Origin of the sequence: Streptomyces camponoticapitis (assembly GCF_014646115.1) — a bacterium.
In the GTDB taxonomy this organism is placed as follows: domain Bacteria; phylum Actinomycetota; class Actinomycetes; order Streptomycetales; family Streptomycetaceae; genus Streptomyces; species Streptomyces camponoticapitis.
Genome location: NZ_BMMV01000002.1, coordinates 167,006 through 189,922, shown reverse-complemented (window position 1 = coordinate 189,922; position 22,917 = coordinate 167,006). Strand labels below are relative to the sequence as shown.

General features: G+C 70.3%; 15 protein-coding genes. 3 read left to right on the top strand and 12 right to left on the bottom strand.

Features of this window, described 5'->3' with window-relative positions:
- Positions 1-65: 65 nt before the first annotated feature.
- The 6 genes from IEY79_RS03495 to IEY79_RS03470 form a co-directional block, all read right to left on the bottom strand.
- On the bottom strand, positions 66-3,203 hold the full coding sequence (locus tag IEY79_RS03495) for a ThuA domain-containing protein (RefSeq protein WP_189105778.1): 3,138 nt from the start codon (positions 3,201-3,203) through the stop codon (positions 66-68).
- 61 nt (positions 3,204-3,264) lie between these two features.
- A complete protein-coding gene (locus IEY79_RS03490; protein ID WP_189105777.1) occupies positions 3,265-4,200 on the bottom strand; it encodes a sugar phosphate isomerase/epimerase family protein in 936 nt (311 codons plus the stop codon).
- A complete protein-coding gene (locus IEY79_RS03485; RefSeq protein WP_189105776.1) occupies positions 4,197-5,417 on the bottom strand; it encodes an ABC transporter substrate-binding protein in 1,221 nt (406 codons plus the stop codon). Before IEY79_RS03485 ends, IEY79_RS03490 begins: the two co-directional genes overlap by 4 nt.
- Positions 5,414-6,523 (bottom strand): ABC transporter permease, encoded by a 1,110-nt coding sequence (locus IEY79_RS03480; protein WP_189105775.1) that lies wholly within the window; start codon positions 6,521-6,523, stop codon positions 5,414-5,416. Before IEY79_RS03480 ends, IEY79_RS03485 begins: the two co-directional genes overlap by 4 nt.
- Entirely contained in the window at positions 6,520-7,518 is a 999-nt protein-coding gene (locus IEY79_RS03475; protein ID WP_189106023.1) for an ABC transporter permease, read from the bottom strand. Before IEY79_RS03475 ends, IEY79_RS03480 begins: the two co-directional genes overlap by 4 nt.
- A gap of 59 nt (positions 7,519-7,577) precedes the next feature.
- Complete coding sequence (locus IEY79_RS03470) at positions 7,578-9,089, bottom strand: sugar ABC transporter ATP-binding protein (protein WP_189105774.1); 1,512 nt, start codon at positions 9,087-9,089, stop codon at positions 7,578-7,580.
- Positions 9,090-9,263: 174 nt separating this feature from the next.
- Between IEY79_RS03470 and IEY79_RS03465 the strand changes: the two genes are divergently transcribed.
- Both IEY79_RS03465 and IEY79_RS03460 read left to right on the top strand, forming a co-directional pair.
- Positions 9,264-10,469 carry an ROK family transcriptional regulator gene (locus tag IEY79_RS03465; RefSeq protein WP_189105773.1) on the top strand — a complete coding sequence of 402 codons (1,206 nt, stop codon included), beginning with the start codon at positions 9,264-9,266 and terminating at the stop codon, positions 10,467-10,469.
- A gap of 316 nt (positions 10,470-10,785) precedes the next feature.
- The gene (locus IEY79_RS03460) at positions 10,786-12,786 is read left to right on the top strand and encodes an N-acetylmuramoyl-L-alanine amidase (protein ID WP_189105772.1); all 2,001 of its coding nucleotides are present in this window, start codon (positions 10,786-10,788) and stop codon (positions 12,784-12,786) included.
- 123 nt (positions 12,787-12,909) lie between these two features.
- Here IEY79_RS03460 and IEY79_RS03455 read toward each other — a convergent pair whose 3' ends face one another.
- The 4 genes from IEY79_RS03455 to IEY79_RS03440 form a co-directional block, all read right to left on the bottom strand.
- A complete protein-coding gene (locus IEY79_RS03455) occupies positions 12,910-14,025 on the bottom strand; it encodes a baeRF3 domain-containing protein (RefSeq protein ID WP_189105771.1) in 1,116 nt (371 codons plus the stop codon).
- 177 nt (positions 14,026-14,202) lie between these two features.
- The gene (locus IEY79_RS03450; RefSeq protein WP_189106022.1) at positions 14,203-16,533 is read right to left on the bottom strand and encodes a glycoside hydrolase family 95 protein; all 2,331 of its coding nucleotides are present in this window, start codon (positions 16,531-16,533) and stop codon (positions 14,203-14,205) included.
- 182 nt (positions 16,534-16,715) lie between these two features.
- Complete coding sequence (locus IEY79_RS03445) at positions 16,716-17,216, bottom strand: hypothetical protein (protein ID WP_189105770.1); 501 nt, start codon at positions 17,214-17,216, stop codon at positions 16,716-16,718.
- Positions 17,217-17,292: 76 nt separating this feature from the next.
- Complete coding sequence (locus IEY79_RS03440) at positions 17,293-17,535, bottom strand: DUF397 domain-containing protein (RefSeq protein ID WP_189105769.1); 243 nt, start codon at positions 17,533-17,535, stop codon at positions 17,293-17,295.
- Between the two features lie 287 nt (positions 17,536-17,822).
- Between IEY79_RS03440 and paaK the strand changes: the two genes are divergently transcribed.
- Positions 17,823-19,109 (top strand): phenylacetate--CoA ligase PaaK, encoded by a 1,287-nt coding sequence (paaK, locus tag IEY79_RS03435; RefSeq protein WP_189105768.1) that lies wholly within the window; start codon positions 17,823-17,825, stop codon positions 19,107-19,109.
- Positions 19,110-19,247: 138 nt separating this feature from the next.
- Here the strand turns inward: paaK and IEY79_RS03430 are convergent, their stop codons facing one another.
- Positions 19,248-21,488, bottom strand: a complete 2,241-nt coding sequence (locus tag IEY79_RS03430; RefSeq protein ID WP_189105767.1) for an MMPL family transporter — start codon at positions 21,486-21,488, stop codon at positions 19,248-19,250.
- A 316-nt stretch (positions 21,489-21,804) separates the two neighbouring features.
- Positions 21,805-22,911 carry a calcium:cation antiporter gene (locus tag IEY79_RS03425; protein ID WP_189105766.1) on the bottom strand — a complete coding sequence of 369 codons (1,107 nt, stop codon included), beginning with the start codon at positions 22,909-22,911 and terminating at the stop codon, positions 21,805-21,807.
- Between the last annotated feature and the right edge of the window lie 6 nt (positions 22,912-22,917).

Here is a 22,917-nt window from a genome sequence, read left to right as displayed (position 1 = left end):
GGTGCCGACACACCGGGCGCGCGACGCGCGTTGTGCGTTGCGAGACATGCGTGGTGCTCTACGGGCTACGGTCCGCTGAACTCGACCGTGTCCACGTCGAACGAGTTGTTCTGGGGTGACGTGAAGACGAGATACAGCTTGTGAGTGCCCGGGTGGGCCTTCACCGGCACCGCCTCCGTCGCCTGGTAGACGTCCCAGTCCCCGGTGTTGGGGATCGGGGTGGTGGCGAGCAGTTCGCCGTCCGGCGCGCCGGCGCGCAGTTCGATCGCTCCGACTCCGTACGGCGAGGAGATCTGGTAGCTCACCGAGTCGATGCCCTCCACGCTCATCGGTTCGAACGCCACCCAGTCGCCGTCGCTGATGTCGCCGATGCGTTTGCCGTTCGCGGCGCCCGCCTGGTCGACGATGCGGGTGCCCGACTGGTCGTCGTGGTACTCGGCCTGCTTGAGCTTCGGCTGCAGGACCGCCCGCCCGTAGCCGGTCAGCGCGGGTGCCCCCTCGCCGCCGCCGTCGGTGTACTTGGCGTTGAGTACGTAGGTGAGGTCGGCGCCCTCGGGGTGGCCACCGAGATCACCGGTGTCCACGGTGCCCTCGCACCCGGGGATGTCGTTGGTCGGGTGCTCGTGCTCGTCGTGGCCGAGTGCCGGGTTGATGGTGACCTTGGAGCAGTCGACGGTCCCGTCCTCCGGGTCGGTGACGGTGATCTTGTACGGGACCTGGTCGCCGAACTCGATGAGTTTGCCGTCGACCGGGATGTCGATGGTCACCTTCGGGGTGGTGTTGCCCGCGGTGATGGGCACGTTGGCGAAGCCGGACTTCCCGGTGGAGTCGGTGACCTTCAACTGGGCGCTGAACTCGCCTGCCTGGGTGTAGGTGTGGGTGGCGTTCTCGTCGGTGGAGTCGAACGTGCCGTCACCGTCGAAGTCCCACTCGTAGGTCAGCGCGTCACCGTCCGGGTCGGCGCTGCCCGCGCTGGAGAAGTCCACTTCGAGCGGGAGCGGTCCGTCGGTGACGGAGGCGGCGGCCTTGGCGACGGGGCTCCGGCGGCCCTGGGCGTAGTCGATGCGGTAGAGGCCGGAGTCGTTGTTGCCGCCGCCGAACTCGCTGCCCCACTCCAGGACGTAGAGAGAGCCGTCGGGCCCGAAGGTCATGTCCATGGGGCTCTTGAAGGCCACCGAGTCCATGAAGTCGTTGACCTTGAGGAGCTTCTCGTCCTTGTCGAAGCGGACTTCCTTGATGTAGTTGCGTGACCACTCGTAGAGGAAGCTCGCGCCGTCGAAGTACTCGGGGAACTTCGTCTCGGAGGGGTTGTCGGGGTCGTAGCGGTAGACCGGTCCGCCCATCGGGGCCGAGCCGCCTTCGCCCATCTCCGGGAACTGCTCGGACACGCCGTAGCCGTACCAGAGTTCGGGCTGCTGGATCGGCGGCAGTTCGGTCAGCCCCGTGTTGTTGGGCGAGGGGTTCGTCGGGTTGGCGCAGTCGAACTTCTCGCCGATCTCCCCGGTGTCCGGGTTGTACGGCGCGTACGCCTGGTTGTTCCCGTGGCAGAACGGCCAGCCGAAGTTCGCCGACTTCTTGATGACGTTGTACTCGACCAGGCCCTCGGGGCCGCGGTCGGTGGTGGGCAGTCCGCGGTCGGGGCCGTAGTCGGCGAGGTGGACGTAGCCGGTCTCCTGGTCGACGGTGAAGCGGAAGGGGTTGCGGAAGCCCATCGCGTAGATCTCGGGCCGGGTCTTGTCGGTGCCTTCCGCGAAGAGATTGCCCTCGGGGATGGTGTAGCCGCCCTCGTCGGTGGGCTTGATACGGAGCAGTTTGCCGCGCAGGTCGTTGGTGTTGCCCGCGGTGCGCGCCGCGTCGAGCATCTCCTTGCCCTCGCGCCAGTCGATCGGCGCGTAGCCCTGCCAGTCGGGGTCGAGGTTGGGCGGGACGTCGTCGCCGACGCCGAGGTACAGGGTGCCGTCGGGGCCGAACTCGACGGCGCCGCCGGTGTGTCCGGGTTCGGTGAAGGTGCGGGAGCGGTAGGCCGGGACGTCGAGGAGTTTCTTCTCGCTGGCCAGGTCGAGGGTGTTGCCGTGGAGGGTGAAGCGGGACAGCCGGTTGATGTCCTCGGATTCACCGGCCGGCGCGTAGTAGAGGTAGACCCAGTGGTTGGTGGCGAAGTCCGGGTCGAGTTCCATACCGACCAGGCCGTCCTCGCCGCCGGTGTAGACGTCGAGCTTGCCGGCGGTGACGGTGGAGTGGGACGCGGGGTCGAAGACCTTCAGTTCGCCGTTGCGCTGAGCGTAGATCGCACGGCCGTCGTCGGCGACGTCGAGCTCCATCGGGTCGGCGGTGTTGTCGTCGAGGGTGACCTTCTCGTAGGCGCCCCAGTCGGTGCCGCCGCAGTCGCCCGGTTTCTCACCGGCCGCCCACTGGAGGCCGCCGACGACATGGTCGCGGAAGGCCTCTTCGTCGTAGGCGGGAGTGTCATGGCCCATGGCGGTGGCCCAGACCTTGCCGCCCTCGGTGTTGCGGCACCAGGAGATGGGGTGGTCGGCGCCCATCGCGTCGGGGCCGGGGTTGTACGTCGTCTCGTCGGCGGTGACCAGGACATGGACGTCACCGCGGGGGTTCTCGTCGAAGTTGTACCACTCCTCGGGGCGTTCCCAGCGCTCGGGAAGTCCCTTGGTGGAGGGATGGACCTGGTCGGCGACCTTGGCCGTGCCCTGGAGCACGCCGGGCGAGTGGGTGGGCATGTGGGCGCCGCCGTTGATGGTCTCGTCCCACCACGGGAAGGCCTCCTCGACGCCCATGTCGAGGGTGTTGTGAATGGCGACGACGCCCTTGCCGCTCTGGACATACGTCTTCATGGCCTGGCGCTGGGCCTCGGTGTCCCAGACCATGCCGGAGTTCTGGAGCATGACGATCGCGTCGTACTGCGCGAGGTTGTCGTCGCTGAAGACGGTGGGGTCGTCGCTCTGGACGATCTCGAAACCGTTCTCGGCGGCCTCCTCCTCGAACATCGTGATGCCGTTCGGGATGGATCCATGGACGTAGCCGACGGCGCGGGTGAAGAGCAGGGCCTTGAAGGCCGGTTCCTTCTCGGCGGCTCCGGCGCCGGTGGGCAGGGCGGTCAGGGCGAGCAGCAGGGCGCCGGCCCCGGCGACGAACGCTCTTCGGAGCGCTCTCCCACGCCGCCTACTGTCATGCGCATGCCATTTCATCTGCCGATCCTCTCTGGGGGGATGGGAGCGGTCGGTCGGTTCTTCGCCCGCCGGGTGGCGCTCAGGTCCTGGCCCGACGGTTGGCGCTCAGCCGCCCGGCGAGAACCCGGCGCAGGAACGCCAGCCCGTCGGTGGCGAGCGAGTCCTGGCTGGGTGCGAGCGGGCGCCAGACGGAGGCGGCGACCGCGATCGCGTCGTTGTGCGCCGTGAAGGACTCGATGCAGAGCGGCCCCCGGTAGCCGCCGTCCGCGAGCGCGGTCAGGAACCCGGGCCAGTCGAGATGGTCCGCGCCGGGCGCGCCGCGGTCGTTGGCGCACACCTGGACATGGACGACGCGGTCCCCGGCCTCCCGTACGGCGCCGGGCAGACCGCGCTCCTCGATGTTCTGGTGGTAGACGTCGAGCGCGATGCCGATGCCCGCCGGGTCCAGACCGTCCATGGCTTCGAGGCACTGGGCGACGGTGTTGAGCAGACTCGTCTCGTACCGGTTCAGCGGTTCGACGGCGATCGTCACCTCCGCCTGGCGCGCGTGCGCGACGACGGGCGCGATGTGCTCACGCCACTCGGCCCACGCCGCCGCCCGCTCGCCGTCCGTCATGCGCCAGGAGCGCCCGACGGCCGTGTAGACCGGACCGGCCACGACGGGCGCACCAATCGCCCGGGCCGCGTCGACGCAGCGCCGCAGATAGTCCTGCGTGGTGCGTACGGTCGCGGGATCGGTGGCCACGAGATCGCGGCCCGGCGGCATGACGGCAACAACGGCGGCCGGGGCGAGCCCCGTCGCGTCCAGCACCTTCGAGGCGGCGGCGGGCTCCCAGTCACCGGCCTGTTCCAGGGGGAGTTCGACGCAGTCGAAGCCCCAGGCGGCCAGCCGCGGCAGCGTCCCGGCCAGGGCTTCGCCGTCGACCGGTGAGTGCCAGATCCACGGGTTGGCGCCGAGCGCGAACGGCGGGAGTGAGGGCGGGCGTGAGGGCGACGTCCCGGCCGGCGCCGTCACTTGCCGCCCCAGTCCTTCGGGAAGCCGGGCATCGACTCGCAGCCGCACATCGCGTAATGCAGCGGCGGCATACCGGGCTTGAGGTAGTCGGCGAGGTTCTCCTGCGTGATGGTGGGCTGCGGGAGCTTCCACTCCTTGGGCACCTTCTGGCCCTTGAGGATGTCCAGCGCGGCGATCACGGGCGTACGCCACTGGAAGGTCGGGTACGCGGGGGCGATCGCCGTGAGGTCCTTGTCCTGCCAGGCCTGGAGGAAGTCCTGCTGGTCCTCGCCGGTGATGGGCGGTACGTCCTTGCCCGCGTCCTCGAAGGCCTCGACGGCGGCGACGGCCGTGGCGCCCGAGTCCATCCAGACACCGTCGATGTCGCCGTGCCGGGTGAGCGCGTCGGTCACGATCGACTTGGCCTTCGCCGGGTCGCCGTCGGTGAACTTCACGTCCACGACGTCGAGTTCACTCTTGTCGAAGGCGACCTTCGCGGCCGACCAGCGGGTCTCCAGGACATCCACGCCGGGCGAGATGCGCAGCGCGAGGATCTTGCCCTTCGGCTTGACCTTCTCGACGAGGAAGTCGGCCGCCACGGCGCCGTACGCGTAACCGCCGATCGGGTTGACGAAGGTGACGGCGCAGTCGGTCTCCACTCCCCGGTCGAAGACGATGACCGGCAGCTTGCCGCAGGCCTGCTTCACGGCGGGGGTGAGGGTGGCCGTCGTGTTCGGCGAGACGATCAGCGCGTCGCAGCCGCGGGCGGAGAGTTCCTGGATGTCGGAGATCTGCTTGTCGTCCTTGCCCTGGGCGTCCAGGACGGTGAACTTGGTGATCTCCTTGTGGAGTTTCACCTCGGCGCGCATGTTCTTCAGCCCCACCTGCCGCCAGGGGTTGAAGACGCCCGCGTTGGAGAAGCAGAGCTCGATGCCGCTCGGGTCGGCCATCTTGTACTGGGAGGTGTCGGTCATCTGCGGGTTGAGCATCTGCTCCCACGGCTTGTCGGCCGGTCCCTCGGGCGTCTCGCCCGCGAGGGCCAACTGGCGGTCGTACTCGGCCTGTTCGAAGAAGGTGGACTGTTTCCCGGTGCCCGCGTCCGCCGTGCTCCCGCTGCCCGACGCGGCCGGCGGCGACTCGGCCGGGGCGTCGCTCGTGCAGGAGGTGACGAGTACGGCGGCGAGCAGCGCGGCGCCCGCGGCGAGCGCACGTCCGCGGAGGTTGCGGATGAGGGTCATGAGGGGGTTCCTCCCGAGTTGTGCGTACCGGTGGGGTGCGTAGTGCCCGGTGGCGTACGGTCCGGTGGACCGCTGCCCGGTGGCGTACGACGGTGGCGCAGCCGGGACCAGTCGGCGGCTCCGAGGCCGACCGCGGCGATGACGATGACACCTTGGACGGTGGACTCCAGGGCCCCGGAGACGCCCTGGAGGTTGAGCAGGGTGAACAGCGCCTGGAGCGAGAAGGCACCGGCCATCGCGGCGACCACCGAGCCCCGGCCGCCGCCGAGGACCACTCCGCCGAGGACGACGGCGGTGATGGCCTCGAACTCGTAGCCCCTGCCCGCCTGTGCGGAGACTCCGGAGAATCCTCCGACGAGGACGGCGGCGAGCGCGGCGGCGGCGCCGGAGAGGATGAAGGCGACGGTGCGCACCCGGATCACCCGCACTCCGGCGAGGGCGGCGGCGCGGTCGCTGTCACCGGTGGCGACGAGCGTGCGTCCGAAGTCGGAGCGCATCACCAGGACGGCGGCGGTTCCGGCGACCAGACAGGCGACGACCGCCCAGGGCAGCCAGCCGAAGGCCGTGCCCCGGCCCAACTGGCGGAAGGCGGTGGGCAGTACACCCTGGGGGGAGCCGCCGGTCCAGAAGAAGGCGGCCCCTTCCAGGATGAGCATCATCCCGAGGGTGGTGATGAACGACGGTACGCGCAGGACGGTGGTGATCAGGCCGCTGATCAGCCCGGCCAGTCCCCCGGCGACAAGCAGGATGGCCGTCACCACCAGCCAGTGGGCGTCGGGGAAGGAGCCGTACAGCTCGGCGGCGACGACCACGCCCGCGGTGACGATCGCGCCGACGGAGAGGTCGAACTCCCCGCAGACGATGACCAGATACTGCCCGGCGGCCAGGATCACCAGCGGCGCCGCGCGTTTGACGAAGGAGAGGAAGCTGTCGGGTTCGTAGAAGCCCGGGTCGGTGATCAGCAGCGCGAGGAGCAGCACGGCCAGGAGCAGATAGACGGGGATTCCGGTGCCGAGCGCGCGGACGATCCGCGTGCCGGTGGCGGCCGTCGGGGCCTTCCCTGCCGCGGACTTGGCCGTGTCCGGGGTCTCGGTCGGGGCGCTCATGCGCTCCCCCCTCCCTTCAGGGCCTTCGGTGCCTTGGGGGTCCGCCTGGGCCGGGCGTAGATGGCGACGGCGGCGATGATGACGACGCCGCGCACGACGTTCTTGAAGAACGGGTCCACGGAGAGCTGGTTGAACACGCTGTCGAGTACGGCGAGGACGAAGACGCCGCCGAGGGTGCCCGCCACTCCCCCTCGGCCGCCCGCGAGCGCGGTGCCGCCGAGGACCACGGCGGCGATCGACTCCAGGTCGTAGCGCGCCTCGGTGCCCGCCCACGGGGCGCCCGCGCCCAGCCGCGCCGCGAGGAAGAGAGCGGCGGCGCCGACGCAGAGCGAGCACAGGACGTGGGCGATCACGACGGTGCGTCCGGTCCGTACGCCGGAGAGCCGGGCGGCGTGTTCGTCCCCGCCGGTGGCGTACATGTGGTGGCCGAGGCGGGTGCGGCGGGTGATGAGCCACATCACGGCCGCCACGGCGATGAGCAGGAACACCGAGACCGGTACGGGCCCGATGCGGTCGTAGCCGAGGCGCTGGAAGGAGACGGGCACCTCGCCGGCGGGTCCGGTGTAGTTGTCCTCGATCCAGCCGCGCAGGATGAACGCCATGCCGAGGGTGGCGATGAACGCGTTGACCTTGAGTCCGGTGACGATCAGCCCGTTGGCCAGGCCGACGGCGACGGACAGGGCGAGGACGGCGATCACGGCGGTGACGACTCCGCCGCTCGCCATGGTCTCGGCGGCGACGAGAGTGCCGAGGCTGATGAGGTAGGCGACGGAGAGGTCGAGGGAGCCGGTGAGGATGACGGCGGACTGGCCGACGGCGACGAGGCCGAGCGCCACGCAGTTCTGGAGGATCGCGACGGCGTTGGCGGTGGTGAGGAAGGACCCGCCCTGGGCGGTGACGACGATCCAGCCGAGAACGGTCACGGCGAGTGCGGCGAGCCAGACGCCGACGACGGGGTCGACGGACCGGCGTACCGAGCGGAGGGCCTTCTTCATGGACAACGATGTCTGCTTCGGCGGGGGGCCCGACGGGGCGGGAGCCGATTCGACGGTGGTCATGCGGCGCCCTCCCGCGGGGCACCCGGCGCGCCGGCGGCGCGGTCGGATCCGGCCGTCGCGAGGCGCATGATGCTCTCCTCCCCGGCCCCGGCGGGCAGTTCACCGACGAGGCGACCTTCGGACATCACATGGATCCGGTCGCTCATCCCGATCAGCTCCGGCAGTTCGGAGGAGATGATCAGTACGGCGAGGCCCTCGCGGGCGAGTTCGCGCACCAGGGTGTGGATGGCGGCCTTGGCCCCGACGTCGACGCCCCTGGTGGGCTCGTCGAAGAGCAGCACCTGAGGGCCCGCCGCCAGCCACTTGGCGATGACGACCTTCTGCTGGTTGCCCCCGGAGAGGAACTGGGCCTGCTGGTCCTCGCCGCGTGACTGGAGCCGTACGCGTTCCAGGAGCGCGGTGACCTCCCGCCCGGCCGGTGGTCTGCCCCGTACCGCGACGGCGCGGGTGACCAGCAGCGCGTTGTCCCGTACGGACTGGCGCAGGGCCAGTCCCTCGCTCTTGCGGTCCTCGGTGACCAGGGCGATGCCCGCGCGGATGGCCTGGCGCGGCCTCGACGGCCGCAGGGGTTTGCCGCCGACGGTCATGGCGCCGGTGGTGAAGGGCGCGGCTCCGAACAGGGCGCGGGCCAGCGACGTACGCCCCGCCCCTTGCAGACCCGCGATGCCCACGACCTCGCCGGCGCGCAGGGTGAGGTCGATGTCCCTGAGGCGGGCGTTGCCGCCGCCGGTGACGGTGAGCCGTACCTCGCCGATCTCGTCGTGGCGGGCGCGCGGCGGGTAGTACGCGGTCAGGTCGCGGCCGACCATGGCGCGGACGATGTCGTCCGGCGTGGTGTCGGCGGTGCGGACGGTGGTGACATGGCGGCCGTCCTTGAGGACGGTGACGCGTGTCGAGAGGTCGAAGACCTCCTTGAGGCGGTGCGAGATGTACAGGATGCCGAGTCCGCGCGCGGTCAGCCTGCGTACGAGGGCGGAGAGGAGCGCGACCTCGTGCTCGGCGAGCGGCGCGGTTGGCTCGTCCATGACAAGCACCCGCACGTCGGACGCGAGCGCCTTGACTATCTCGACCGTCTGCTGCCGGGCGACGGACAGGTCCCGGACGAGTGTGCGCGGGGTGATGCCCGTCTCGTCGATCTCGGCGAGGAGTTCGGCGGTACGCCGTTCCATGGCGGCGCGGTCGACAAGGCCCCGGCGGGTCGGCTCCCGGCCGAGGAAGACGTTCTCGGCGACCGTGCGGTGCGCCAGGAGCGCGAACTCCTGGTGGATGATGCCGATCCCGGCCGCCTGCGCCTGGCCGGGGTGGCTGAAGGTGTGCGCCGTTCCGTCGAGCGTGATCGAGCCGGTGTCGGGGGTGTGTTCGCCGGCCAGGACCTTCATCAGGGTCGACTTCCCGGCGCCGTTCTCTCCCACCAGGGCGTGGACCTCGCCGGGTTGAAGGTCGAGTCCCACGTCATGGAGCACACGCACCCCGAGAAAGCTCTTGGACACGCCCTGCATCGTCAGCATCCCCTGGCTCCTCGATGGCTCCTCGGTCGCGGTCTGCTGTGCAATGTCGTGACTGGTCTTTGACCTGTCAAGAGTCCAAGCGCCGTTCATTTCAACGGAGTTGACGGATACTTTGGTCGGACGGCGAATCAATGGCGTCTTGTGAGCAGCGAAAGTCCTCCATAAGGTGATGCCATGTCTGCGCTGCCGGATAACAGCAGTTACGCCGTCTCCCACACACCGGGCGAGGTGCTCACGCTGATCAGTTCCGGAGCCGCGGCGACGCGCGCGGATCTCTCCCGGATGACGGGGCTCGCGCGCTCCACCGTCTCCCAGCGCGTGGACGCGCTCATCGCGCACGGCTTCGTCGACGAGTCGGGGCCGGAGGCCGGCGGTTCGACGGGCGGCAGGCCGCCCCGCAGGCTCCGGCTCCGTACCCGCGAGCACGCGGTGGCGGGCGTGGACCTCGGAGCCTCGCACTGCCGGGTGGCGCTGATGGACATCGGCGGTACGACCCTGGCCACGCAGGAGGATCCGCTGTCGATCGGGGACGGCCCCGACTCCGTCCTGCGCCATGTGGAACGCACGCTGCACACCCTGCTGGAGAAGGCCGGGCGCGAGGCCCGCACGCTGCGGTCCATCGGGGTGGGGGTGCCGGGGCCGGTCGAGTTCTCGACGGGGCGTCCGGTCGATCCGCCGATCATGCCGGGCTGGCACCAGTATCCGATTCCCGAATTCTTCGCCTCCCGCTTCGGCGCCCGGGCGCTCGTCGACAACGACGTGAATGTGATGGCGCTGGCCGAGCAGCGGCGAGCGTTCCCCGACACCCGATTCCTGCTCTACATCAAGGTGGGTACGGGCATCGGCTGCGGCATCGTCGCCGACGGCAGGCTGCACCGGGGCGCGCAGGGCAGCGCCGGCGACATCGGGCACATCAAGGTCAGCGAGCAGGAGGACGCCTGCCGGTGCGGGAACTTCGGCTGTCTGGAGGCGGTGGCCGGCGGCGCCGCGATCGCGGCCAGGCTCGCGGGGCTGGGGCTCGACGCGGCGTCGGGCAGTGATGTCGTACGGCTCGTGAAGTCCGGCAACAGGGACGCGCTGCGGATGGTCCGCGAGGCGGGCCGCGCGGTCGGCGAGGTGCTGGCGGGGCTGGTGAACTTCTTCAACCCCGACACGGTCGTGCTGGGCGGAGCGCTGGCGGCGGTGCACGACCAGTTGCTCGCGGGAGTGCGGGAGGCGGTGTACCGGCGGTCGCATCCGCTGGCCACGCATGTGCTGCGGATCGAGCCGAGCCGTACGGGTGAGAACGCGGCGGCGTTCGGCGCGGGGATACTCGCGATCGAGCACGCCCTGTCGCCGTCGCAGGTGGACCGGCAGTTGGCGCGCGACATCATCTCGTGAGCGCCGACGCGTCTCCGGACGGGTGGACCTGACGGAGCGTCATGTTCAAGAAACGTCAAGGTCGGACCAACATCGTTCCAGGTCGGTCGAGTCCACTCATTGGTTCACACCACTGACGCACCGCAGGCCCATGGCCTGCCGACCACGAAACTCCGCGACACGCGGGCTGACGTGCGAAATCCCTGCCGCCACGCCTGATTGACGGATCGCCTTCAAGCCGATACCCCTGTAGCCCTGCCCTGTGCCCCCGCACGATCTTCCGCGTGCCGGGCACAGCCCCGCGGGCGCTACGCGCACCACGTCACTGGAGGCCGCATTGCAAGGTTCCGCCCCCACTTCCGTCAGATCCGTCCGCGGACGCGCGACGCGGACGGCGGGCGCCGTCGCCTCGGCGGCACTGCTGCTGCCCCTGGTGTCGGCCGCCCCCTCCGCCACCGCCGAACGGCCCACCGCCGGCTCGCTCCAGCGTGACTTCGCCGCGGCGGCGGACCGGTACGACGTACCGCGGAGCGTCCTGCTCGGAGTCTCCTACCTCCAGTCGCGGTGGGACACACACAGCGGCTCGCCGAGCGTGACCGGCGGCTACGGCCCCATGCATCTCACCGACGCCAGGACCGCGATCGCCGAGGCACCCCACCACTCGCACGGCACGGAGGACGCCCGCGGCGACACGTCCCGCGCGGTGCGGACCGGCGCGCCGGACGAGGTCCGCGAGGCCGTCGTCCCCGAGAACTCCGAACTCCCGGCGCGGCTGCGCACCGTCGACCGGGCGGCGAAGCTCACCGGGCAGTCCGCCGAGCGGCTCAGGCAGGACGCCGCCGCCAACATCCGCGGCGGCGCGGCGCTGCTGGCCGACGCCCAGCGGAAGCTCGGCAGGCCTCTGAGCGCCGACCCGGCCGACTGGTACGGCGCTGTCGCCCGTTTCTCCGGCGCCGACGACTCCGCCACCGCCTCGACGTACGCGAACGACGTCTACGCGGTGATCAGGGACGGCCAGACGCGTACGACCGACAGCGGGCAGCGGGTGGCGCTGCCGGCCACGCCCGGTGTCGCCCCCGACACCTCGCAGGTGTCGAAGCTCGGGCTGCGCAAGGCCGACGCCGGGCAGACCGAGTGCCCGCGCACCGTGGCCTGCGAGTGGATCCCGGCGCCGTACGAGGAGTTCGGCGAGGGCGACTACGGCAACCACGACAAGGCCGACCGGCCCAAGGCCGGGTCGCCGTCCATCGACTCGATCGTCATCCATGACACCGAGGCGACCTGGGACACCACCCTCCAGTTGGTCCAGGACCCCACCTATGTCTCCTGGCACTACTCGCTGCGCTCGTCCGACGGGCACATCGCGCAGCACGTCCCGCTCAAGGACGTCGGCTGGCACGCGGGCAACTGGTACGTCAACGCCACGTCGGTGGGCCTGGAGCACGAGGGATTCCTCGTCTCCCCCGACGCCTGGTACACCGAGGCGATGTACCGGACGTCGTCACGGCTGGTGCGCCATCTCGCCGACCGGTACGACATCCCGCTCGACCGGCAGCACATCATCGGCCACGACAACGTGCCCGGCACGACCGCGTCGACCATCGCCGGGATGCACACCGACCCGGGCCCGTACTGGGACTGGGCGCACTACTTCGAGCTGCTGGGCAAGCCCTTCAAGGCCGACGGCGGGCGCAACGCGAACGCGGTGACGATCCGTCCCGACTACGCGGCCAACCAGCCCCTCTACACGGGCTGTGTGACGGCCGGTCAGGCGTGCGCCCCGCACGGCTCGGGCGCGGTACGACTGCACACCGCGCCGGACGCCTCCTCCCCGCTGGTCAAGGACATCGGCCTGCGGCCGGACGGCGGGGAGTCCACGACGGGCGTCAACGACCTGGGCGCACGAGCGTCGACGGGCCAGCAGTACGCCGTCGCCGGGCGCGAGGGCGACTGGACGGCGATCTGGTACCTCGGCCAGAAGGCCTGGTTCCACAATCCGCGTACGGCGCCCACCGCCGTGAGCGCCGAGGAGCGGGTGCTGACACCGAAGGCCGGTCTCGCCGAGGTCCCGGTGTACGGCAGGGCCTACCCGGAGGCGTCGGCGTACCCGGCCGACATCCCGGTGCAGGCGATCTCGCCGTTCCCGTACAAGCTGCTCGCGGGCCAGAAGTACGTGGTCGGTGACCAGGTGCCGGGCGCGTACTACTTCGCGCCGACCTTTGACACCACGGGTCACCGTGTGGTGACCGGCAAGGAGAAGTACTACGAGATCCAGTTCGGGCACCGGGTCGCCTATGTGAAGGCGTCCGATGTCCGGGTACTGCCCTCGGGCCGCTGAGAGCCCGTCGGGTCACCCGACGGGTTCGAAGACGCGGCTCTTGTAGGGCGACGGGCGCCACCGGCCTGTGGGGGACCGGTGGCCCCCGGCTCGTTTCCCGCGGGCGGCAGGGGCGGCGGGCTGTCAGTAGCGCAGCATCGCCGCGATCCTGCCGTGGCCCGCGAGCATGTCGTCGTCGAGGAACATGACCTGCGCGCCGCCGTCGAGGGCCGACTCGACCAGTTCGTCGACGATGTCGTCCTGCACCTCACGGCCGAGGGCCGCCCCGTCCTCGCCGTCGACCGGGATCAGATGCCCGTCGCCGATCCTGGCGGAGCGCTGGAAGTGCTCCTCCACCGCCACGAGGCCGGCCCGCCGCTCGCGCACCGCCTCCCAGACCTCGTCCAGACCAGCGGCGAAGGTACGCCTCCCCTTGGCGTCGTCGAGCCGGGCCAGCGCCTCCGTCTCCTCGTTCCGCCCGTACTGGTCCACGACGGGCCGGACCGCCTTCCACAGCACATGGGCCGGGCCGTCGGTGAGGCCGCCCTTGGCCAGCCGGCCCGCCGCCGACCTCGCGGTGGTGCCCGCGTCCTCCAGCAGGGCGAGCGCGGGGGCGACACCGACCAGATGGAACGGGAGGGGGCGCGCGGCGAGTACGGCCGCGAGGGCCTCGTCGACGGACCGCAGGAACTTGCGGGTCTCCTCGTCGGTGAAGGTGCTCGGCGTGTCGCCGATACGCTCCTCGCGCTCGACGTCCCACGTCTCCTCGGGCGGAGTCATCGGGAAGCCGTCCGCGCGGTGCTCCTGCAGGGACTCGCCGTCGCCGCTCCACAGTTTCGCGCGGTCGGCGGCCACGCTCAGCACCCAGTAGCGGGGTTTCTGGGCGGTGGCGGCCACCAGGTTCCGGGTGAGATAGGTGTCGCTGATGACGACCGACTCGGGCGTCTCACGAGGCAGGTACCAGACCTGGTGTTCGTCGGCGTCGGCGAGGATCAGCAGCCCGTCGCGCTTGTGGCGCATGTCGACCTCGGCCACCGCCTCGTTGAGCTGCGTCCGCACGGCGAGGAAGGCCGCCTTCGAGATGTCCGGGTCGGCCTCCATGCGGTGCACGGCGCCGGCGAGGACGTTGCGCAGCCGTACGGGGTCCTCGTCGTTCCGCAGCTCGCGCCGGTGGGTGGGCATCGTCAGGGACACCGCCGGGTAGGACCGCGGCTTCCTCAGCCTGCGCAGGACCTCGGGCGTCAGATCGTTACTGTCCATGCTGCCCCTTAGCTCGGCGGAGGTCCGACACCGGCGAGCGGCCGGTATGGAGTACCCCGGACCTCTCTCCATGGTGCGGGATTCGGCCCGTATCCGCAGGGGCGGGGACGTTCCTGTCGCGGCGGGGTTTCACCCGGCTGCCGCCGCTGCCGGGCGAAACCCCTCGTACCGCGTCCGTCAGTGCCGGCCGCGGCCCGCTGTGAATTCGTACACCTGTCCGGCGGTGGCTCGGAACGTCTCCTCGCCGCCGGGCAGCAGGGTGCTGCGCAGGGTCAGATTGCCGGTACGGCTCGCCGTCAGGACGATCCGGCTCGCCTTGCCGCCGGCCCAGGTGATGTCCAGCGTGGCGCCGCCTCGCGCCCGCAGCCCGGTGACCGAGCCGTCGGGCCAGGACGCGGGCAGGGCGGGCAGGACCTCGATCGGGCCGTGCTGGCTCTGGAGCAGCATCTCGGCGACACCGGAGGAGGCGCCGAAGTTGCCGTCGATCTGGAACGGCGGGTGGGTGTCCCAGAGGTTCGGCAGTGTCGAGCTCTTCAGCTGCTCGGTGAGCATCTTGTGCGCGTGGTCGCCGTCGCGCAGCCTCGCCCAGAAGTTGATCTTCCAGGCCTTGCTCCAGCCCGTGCCGCCGTCACCACGCGCGGTGAGGGAGACCTTCGCGGCGTCGGCCCACTCGGTGCCGACCTCGATCTGCCGGCCCGGGTGCAGGCCGAAGAGGTGCGAGACATGCCGGTGGTCGTTGTTCGGGTCGTCCAGGTCCTCCTTCCACTCCTGGAGCTGTCCCCACGACCCGATGCGCAGTCCGGGGTCGAGGTCGCGCAGCGCCAGCCGGAGCTCCCGGCGGAACCGGGGGTCGTCGCCCAGGGTCTCCGACGCCTCCAGCGTGTTGGTGAACAGGTCGTACACGATCTGCTGCGACATCGCCGCGCCCGCCGTGAAGTCACCGTTCTCGGGCGAGTAGCTGGGGGTGACGACGAGCTTGCCGTCGCGCGGGTCGGTCCGCAGGAAGCCGAGCCAGAACTGGGCGGTCTCCTTCATCACCGGGAACGCGGTGGAGCGCAGATAGTCCGTCGAGGCGTTGAACCGGTAGTGGTCGTACATCTGCTGGGTGAGCCAGGCACCGGCCTCCGGGAACCAGAACGACTGCGGGTACTGGTGCAGGCCCGTGAAGCCGTACGGATTGGTCTCGTTGTTCACCACCCAGCCGTCGGTCTCGAAGATCTCCCGCGCGGTGATCCGGCCCGGTGCGCGCATCGAGTCGACGTACTTGTCGTACGGCACGGTGGTCTCGGCGAGGTTGGTGACCTCGGCGAGCCAGTAGTTCATCTGGAGGTTGATGTTGACGTGGTAGTCCGCGTCCCAGGGCGGGTTGGTGACGTTGTTCCAGACGCCCTGGAGGTTGGCGGGCAGCGAACCGGCCCGCGACGAGGCGATGAGCAGATAGCGGCCGTACTGGAAGTACAGCGCTTCGAGTGCCCTGTCGGCGGCGCTGGTGCCGCCCGTGTACTGGGCGAGCAGCTGGTCGGTCGGCAGGTTCGGCAGCTGCTGGCCGATGTCGAGCGACACCCGGTCGAACAGCCCCTGGTAGTCCTCGACATGCTCGCTGCGCAGGTCTTCGTAACCGCGCCCGGCCGCCCGGTCGACCGCGTCGGTGACCGCGCCGTGCGGGTCGTCGGTGCGGTAGTCGGGGAAGGTGTCGGCGTAGTCGGTACCGGCCGCGAGGACGAACCACGCGCTGTCGGCGCCGCTGACGGTGAGGGTGCCGTTCCCGGCGGTGACGGTGCCGCCTTCCGTACGTACCCGGATCTGGCCCTCGAAGAGCAGCCCGTTGTTCTGGAGCGCGCCCCGGATCGTGAGCCGGTCGCCGCTCGCCGTGGCCGTGAAGTCCTTGCGGGGGGAGGTGTAGCGGAGGGTGAAGCCGATCTTGCCCGGCTGGTCGGCGGCGAACCGGCCCACGATGACCTTGCCGGGGTGGGAGGCGAAGAACTCCCGTGTGTACGTGGCGCCTTGGTGGGCGTACGAGACCGAGGCGAGGGCCGTGCCGATGTCCAGGGAGCGCCGGTAGGAGGAGTCGGGGCCACCGGGCGCGCCGGGGACGTCGAGCAGCAGGTCGCCGAAGACGTTGTAGGAGCCGAAGTTGTGCTTGGGCTGGCCCAGTTCGGCCGCGACGGCCTCGGGGGTCATGGACCCTTCGGCGTCGATTCGGTCCTGAACCGAGCGCAGCACTCCGGGTCTCGGGCTGGTCCAGTTGCCGTGGTCGTAGTCGGGCGCGCCGGGGCCGCCGGTCCACAGCGTCTTCTCGTTGAGGACCAGTCGCTCGGAGGCGAGCGTTCCGTAGATACCGGCGCCGAGCGCGCCGCTGCCGATGGGCAGGCTCTCGCGCTCCCAGTCTGCGGCGGGCTTCGCATACCAGAGCGTCAATTCATCGGAGGGGTCGGCGGCTGCCGCTCTACCGGCCAGAGCAGGTACACCCAGCGCGAGAGCACTGGTTACGCCGAGTGCGGACTTCATCGTGGTTCTGCGGGTGATGCCCTGAGTCATGCGGCAGACGTTAAAAGTCCGATGACTGAATTGGCAAGGCACATGACAAAACCTCGCGGCAGGCATTTCTCCCGGCCGCGAGGCGATGGGGTGGGACGCGCCGGGGAACACCCCGCCGGCCGCGTCGGGGGCGGTTTTCGGCCCCGCCCTGCTCAGCCCTGCTGGAAGAGCTCCGCGGGCAGCGGCTTCAGCAGCGCGTAGAGGTCGTCGGTGATCGGCCGGTCCCAGCTGGCGATCGTGACGAGCACGTTGTCGCTGCGGTCGAACTGCACGCAGGCGATGCGGCTTTCGGAGAGCTTCAGCCGGCGCACGATCAGCAGGTTGTCGCCCTGCATCACCGGCACGTCCTCCGTGCTGACGACGTCGACCTGCTCCTCGTTCTCCAACGCGATCAGCAGCTGCGCGACCTCGAAGGGGATCTGGCCGTCCTCCAGCTCACGGGCAGGTGACCCCTCGGGCAGATTGCCGATGATCATCGCCGGGCCGCGTCCGCCGAACAGGTCGTACCGCAGGAAGACACCCTGGCAGCTGCCGTCGGGTGCGGGCAGCAGACCGGCCCCCAGATTTCCGGGCCAGTCACCCGGATCCATGGCCAGGACGTCGAAGTCCGGGCCCGCGGGTGTGGCGGCGCTGCGGCGGCGGAGGAAGGACATGCCGCAATGGTACGTCTCTTCGGGACCCCGGCGACGCGGGACCCTGGGGCTCGCCGGGGCGGGAGGCGGGACTCGGTCAGGTGAGGTCGAACTCCCCTTCGCGGGCGTTGAGTACGAAGGCCCGCCACTCCGCGGGGCTGAAGATCAGCGAGGGATTCTCGGGTTTGCCACCGTTGCGCATGGCGATGAAGCCTTCCACGAAGGCGATCTGGACGTCTCCCGTGCCCTGGCTGCTCGAACGCCAGTCGGCATTGCTCAGGTCCAGCTCCGGCTTGTCCCAGCCCGCCAACAGCTGCTGGGTGGTGGTGCTCTCAGCCACGTCCCGCTCCTCCCGGTTCGTCGTCCGGGGCCAGCCTATCGATCGTTCCCGGTCCCCGACAGGCCACCGCACCGGCGGTCCCCAACCCCCTTGCGGAGGGCCCCAGTTGACGCCCGTACGGCTCAGGACACACCTTGTCCGGCCGCGTCCGGGGTACCGCCAGAGCCTTGACGCGCGTCCGGAGGGCTGGATTACTGAGCGGGAAGAGGATCAACCGAATGATCGGTCGTCCGAGACCTTCGACGGCCGTCGGCCGAGGCTTGCACGGAAGAGTCGGAGAGTCAGCCATGACGGTATCGCTGGACGCCGGGGAGCAGCTCGGCCACGACGAACTCGAGGCGTTGCAGCTCACACGGTTGCGGGCGACGCTGCGGCACGCGTACGAGAACGTCGCCTTCTACCGGGAGTCGTTCGACGCCGCCGGGCTGCGGCCGGACGACTGCCGGTCGCTCGCCGACCTCGCCCTCTTTCCGTTCACCGCCAAGTCGGATCTGCGGGACAACTATCCCTTCGGGATGTTCGCCGTCGACCATGCGGACGTCCGGCGCGTCCACGCGTCCAGCGGCACCACGGGCCGCCCGACCGTCGTCGGCTACACGCGGGGCGATCTCGACACCTGGGCGGACGTGGTGGCCCGCTCGATCCGGGCGGCCGGCGGCCGACCCGGTCACAAGGTCCATGTGGCGTACGGATACGGCCTGTTCACCGGCGGTCTGGGCGCGCACTACGGCGCCGAGCGGCTCGGCTGCACCGTCATCCCGGCGTCCGGCGGCATGACCGGGCGGCAGGTCCAGCTGATCACCGACTTCCGGCCCGAGATCATCATGGTGACGCCCTCGTACATGCTGACGCTGCTGGACGAGTTCGAGCGCCAGGGAGTCGATCCCCGGGCGACCTCGCTGAAGGTGGGCATCTTCGGCGCCGAGCCCTGGACCGAGGAGATGCGGCGGGAGATCGAGGAGCGGTTCGCGATCGACGCGGTGGACATATACGGCCTCTCCGAGGTCATGGGCCCCGGTGTGGCACAGGAATGTGTCGAGACGAAGGACGGCCTGCACATCTGGGAGGACCACTTCTATCCGGAGGTCGTCGACCCGTTCACCGGTGAGGTGCTGCCCGACGGCGAGGAGGGCGAGCTGGTCTTCACCTCCCTCACCAAGGAGGCGATGCCGGTGATCCGCTACCGCACACGCGACCTGACGCGGCTGCTGCCGGGCACGGCACGGGTGTTCCGGCGGATGGAGAAGGTCACCGGGCGCACCGACGACATGGTGATCCTGCGCGGGGTGAATCTCTTCCCGACCCAGATCGAGGAGATCGTGCTGCGTACGGCGGGGGTCGCCCCGCACTTCCAGCTGCGGCTCACCCGCGAGGGCCGGATGGACGCCCTGACGGTACGGGCCGAGGCGCGGACCGGGGCGACGGCCGAGCAGCGCGCGGACGCCGCGCGGGCGATCGCGACGGCGGTGAAGGACGGGATCGGGGTCTCGGTCGCGGTCGAGGTGGTGGACCCGGAGACGCTGGAGCGTTCGGTGGGCAAGATCAAGCGGATCGTGGACCTCAGGACGCCGTGAGCGGCCCGGCGGTGCTCGGGGGTGGCCGCGGACGTGACAGGACGGGTGCGCGGCCGGTGAGCCGCGCACCCGTCCTGTTCGTCGTCCCGGTCGCCGGGCAGACCTTCCGGGCCCGTCCGGCGACCGGGTCACCACATGTCAGACGCGCGCCATCGGCTTGTTCCAGTCCGTGTCGGAGTCCGGCCCGCGGCCGGAACCGTGCGTGTTCCGCTCCAGCGTCTTGCGGAGCTGGTCCCCCTCCACGTCCACGTTCGGCAGCAGCCGGTCGAGCCAGCGCGGCAGCCACCACGCCTTGTCGCCCAGCAGCGCGAGGACGGCGGGCACGATGGCCATCCGGACGACGAAGGCGTCGAAGAAGACCGCGACGGCCAGCGAGAACCCGATCAGCTTGATCATGGACTCGCCCGATCCGGCGAAGCCCGCGAAGACCGCCATCATGATCACCGCGGCCGCGGTGACGACCCGGGCACCGTGCCGGAAGCCGGTCTCGACGGCCTCCCGCGGCTGCTCCCCGTGGACGTACGCCTCACGCATGCGCGTGACCAGGAAGACCTCGTAGTCCATGGCGAGACCGAAGACCGTGCCCACCATGAAGATCGGCACCATCGACATGACCGGACCGGTCTGCTCGATACCGAAGAAGTCCGAGAGCCAGCCCCACTGGAAGACCGCGACCACCGCGCCGAGCGCGGCGACGACCGACAGCAGGAAGCCGAGGGCGGCCTTGAGCGGTACGAGGACCGACCGGAAGATGAGCATCAGCAGCAGGAACGCCAGACCCACGACGACCGCCAGGTAGGGCAGCAGCGCGTCGTTCATCTTCTGCGAGAAGTCGGTGTTCAGCGCGGTGGCGCCGGTGACCAGGACCTTCACCCCGGCGTCCGAGGCGACCTCGCCACCCGCGTCGCGGACCGAGTGGACCAGGTTCTCGGTGTCCACCGACGAGGGACGGTCCTTCGGGACCGCGGTGATCATCGCCGTGTCGCCGGCCTCGTTGTAGGTGGCGGGGGTGACGGCGACGACGTCCTTCACGCCCTTCACGGCGTCGGAGACCTGCCCGACCGTCGCCTCGCCGTTGTCGGCGCCCTTGAGGTCGACGACGACCACGAGCGGGCCGTTGAAGCCGGGCCCGAAGGAGTCCGAGAGAATGTCGTACGCCTTGCGCTGCGTGGTGCTGGTCGGCTGCGAGCCGTTGTCGGGAAGGCCCATCTCCAGCGAGGCGGCCGGGACGGCCGCGACGCCCAGGCCGACGACTCCCACGAGGACCACGACGGCGGGACGGCGCAGGACGAAGCGGGCCCAGCGGGTGCCCATGTTGGGCTTGCCGGGGGTGGACGCGACCCGCTCGCGCTCCAGCTTCTTGCGCGCCTTCTTGCCGAGCACACGCTTGCCGGCGAAGCCCAGCACGGCCGGGACGAGGGTGAGCGCGACGAGGACCGCGACGACGACCGTTCCGGCCGCCGCGAGGCCCATCTTGGTGAGCATCGGGATATTGACGACGGCGAGCCCGACCAGGGCGATGACGACGGTGAGCCCCGCGAAGAAGACCGCGGATCCCGCCGTGCCCGCCGCCCGTCCGGCGGCTTCCTCCGGCTCGTGCCCGTCCGCCAGCTCCGACCGGTAGCGGGAGACGATGAACAGGGCGTAGTCGATGCCGACGGCAAGGCCGATCATCATCGCCAGAACACTGGTGGTGGAGTCGAAGTCCATCGCCCCCGCCAGGGAGGCGATGACGGAGACACTGATCCCGACGCCGATGAGCGCGGTGACGAGCGGCAGGCCCGCCGCGATGAGCGAGCCGAAGGTGATGACGAGCACGACGGCGGCGATGGCGACGCCGATGACCTCGGTGACTCCGGCGGCCGGGATGGCCTGGAGTGCGTCACCGCCGATCTCGACCGTCAGTCCGCTCTTCCGCGCGTCGGCCCCGATGTCCTCCAGCGAGGTGCGGGTGTCGTCGGTCAGCTCCAGCGTGGTGACCTTGTACGAGACCGCGACATAGGCCGTGGAGCCGTCCTGGGAGATCGCGTTGGCCTTGTAAGGGTCGACGACCTGACCGATCTGGTCCGAACCGGCCGGCAGCGCCTTGACGACCTCCTCGACCGTCGCCCTGTTCTCGGGCGAGGCCATCGTCTGGCCCTCCGGCGCCTTGAAGACGACCCGTGCGACCGCCCCGTCGACGCTGCTGCCGGGGAAACGCTCGTCGATCAGGTCGAAGGCCTTCTGGGCCTCCGTCCCCGGAATGGAGAAGCTGGAGCCCGCGCTGGCGGCGGCGGAGGCGCCGATGCCGGAGAGGGCCAGCAGCGCCACCCATACGAGAGCGGTGTAGATCCGGCGGCGGAACGCCAACCGTCCGAGTTTGTAGAGAAACGTGGCCACGAGGCGTACTCCCGGTCTGGGGGGGATCAGGACATGGGGAAGGGGCTCGGCGCACTACCGCGCCGTGCCGTGGGGTGAGATCGGCCGCGGGTCGGACGGGCGGAGCACCAGCGCCGTGCGTCGCCCCTCCGGTCGGACACTCTCTGTGCCACGACACGAGAAGTTACGCAGAATCGGACGGCGGCACATTGGGCGTACGACCCAGATAGGGGGTGTTGCTGAGTACACCCCTACGGCGGCCCCGTATTAGGGGTGGTCGACGGGCGGTCCCGGCAACTGTCGTGGAGGGTCGCCAAGTTGACGGGTGACCGCGGGTCTACGGGCTCACCGCGAGGAAGACGAAAGCCGCGAACACCGCCATGTGGACACCGCCCTGAAGGAGCGTCGCGCGCCCCGGCACGACGGTGAGCGCCCCCACGACCACGGTGAGGGCGAGCAGCACCATATGGGTGGCGTTCAGGCCGAGGACCAGCGGTCCTTCCAGCCAGACGGTGGCGAGCGCGATGGCCGGGATCGTCAGGCCGATGCTGGCCATGGCCGAACCGAGCGCCAGGTTGAAGCTGGTCTGGACCCGCTCGCGGCGCGCGGCCCGGACGGCGGCCAGGGTCTCCGGCGCCAGGACGAGCAGGGCGATGATCACACCCACCACGGCGTGCGGCATCCCGGCCGCCTCCACGCCCGACTCGATCGTGGGCGACACCGCCTTCGCGTCGCCGACGACGGCGACCAGCGCCACGAGGAGCAGCACCGCGCTCAGTGTCGTCGCACGCCGGGTGGGCAGCGGCGCGTGGTCGTCCACCTCCTTGATCTCGCCCTCCTGGGTGACGGGCAGGAAGTAGTCGCGGTGACGGACCGTCTGCATGGCGACGAAGAGGAAGTAGAGCGCGAGGGAGGCGAGGGCGGCGAACGTGAGCTGAGCCGTGGAGAACTCGGGCCCCGGTCTGCTCGTCGTGAAGGTCGGAAACACCAGGCTGAGCGTGGCGAGTGTGGCGACCGTGGCCAGCGCGCCGCCCGTGCCCTCGGCGTTGAACACGGCGACCCTGCTGCGGATGGCGCCGACGATGAGGGAGAGGCCCACGATGCCGTTGCAGGTGATCATGACGGCGGCGAAGACGGTGTCCCTCGCGAGGGTCGCGCTCTTGTCGCCGCCGTCGACCATCAGGGTGACGATGAGGGCCACTTCGATGACGGTGACGGCGACGGCGAGCACGAGTGAGCCGAACGGCTCGCCGACCCGGTGCGCGACGACCTCGGCGTGGTGCACGGCGGCGAGTACGCCGCCCCCGAGGAGCAGGGCCACGAGGCCGACCGCGTAGCCGGGCAGGTCGCGTCCCCAGCTGAGCACCAGCGCGGCCAGGGCGAGCAGCGGTACGACCACGGTCCAGCGGGACCACAGCGAACGGATCCCGTCACGCGTCGTCATACGCCT

Excerpts from the sequence above, each read along its gene's own strand:
- IEY79_RS03455 (WP_189105771.1), bottom strand. The coding sequence starts at position 14,025 with ATGGACAGTAACGATCTGACGCCCGAGGTCCTGCGCAGGCTGAGGAAG.
- IEY79_RS03495 (WP_189105778.1), bottom strand. The coding sequence starts at position 3,203 with ATGAAATGGCATGCGCATGACAGTAGGCGGCGTGGGAGAGCGCTCCGA.
- IEY79_RS03425 (WP_189105766.1), bottom strand. The coding sequence starts at position 22,911 with ATGACGACGCGTGACGGGATCCGTTCGCTGTGGTCCCGCTGGACCGTG.
- IEY79_RS03450 (WP_189106022.1), bottom strand. The coding sequence starts at position 16,533 with ATGAAGTCCGCACTCGGCGTAACCAGTGCTCTCGCGCTGGGTGTACCT.
- paaK (WP_189105768.1), top strand. The coding sequence starts at position 17,823 with ATGACGGTATCGCTGGACGCCGGGGAGCAGCTCGGCCACGACGAACTC.
- IEY79_RS03445 (WP_189105770.1), bottom strand. The coding sequence starts at position 17,216 with ATGTCCTTCCTCCGCCGCCGCAGCGCCGCCACACCCGCGGGCCCGGAC.
- IEY79_RS03470 (WP_189105774.1), bottom strand. The coding sequence starts at position 9,089 with ATGCTGACGATGCAGGGCGTGTCCAAGAGCTTTCTCGGGGTGCGTGTG.
- IEY79_RS03485 (WP_189105776.1), bottom strand. The coding sequence starts at position 5,417 with ATGACCCTCATCCGCAACCTCCGCGGACGTGCGCTCGCCGCGGGCGCC.
- IEY79_RS03475 (WP_189106023.1), bottom strand. The coding sequence starts at position 7,518 with ATGAAGAAGGCCCTCCGCTCGGTACGCCGGTCCGTCGACCCCGTCGTC.
- IEY79_RS03465 (WP_189105773.1), top strand. The coding sequence starts at position 9,264 with ATGTCTGCGCTGCCGGATAACAGCAGTTACGCCGTCTCCCACACACCG.
- IEY79_RS03480 (WP_189105775.1), bottom strand. The coding sequence starts at position 6,523 with ATGAGCGCCCCGACCGAGACCCCGGACACGGCCAAGTCCGCGGCAGGG.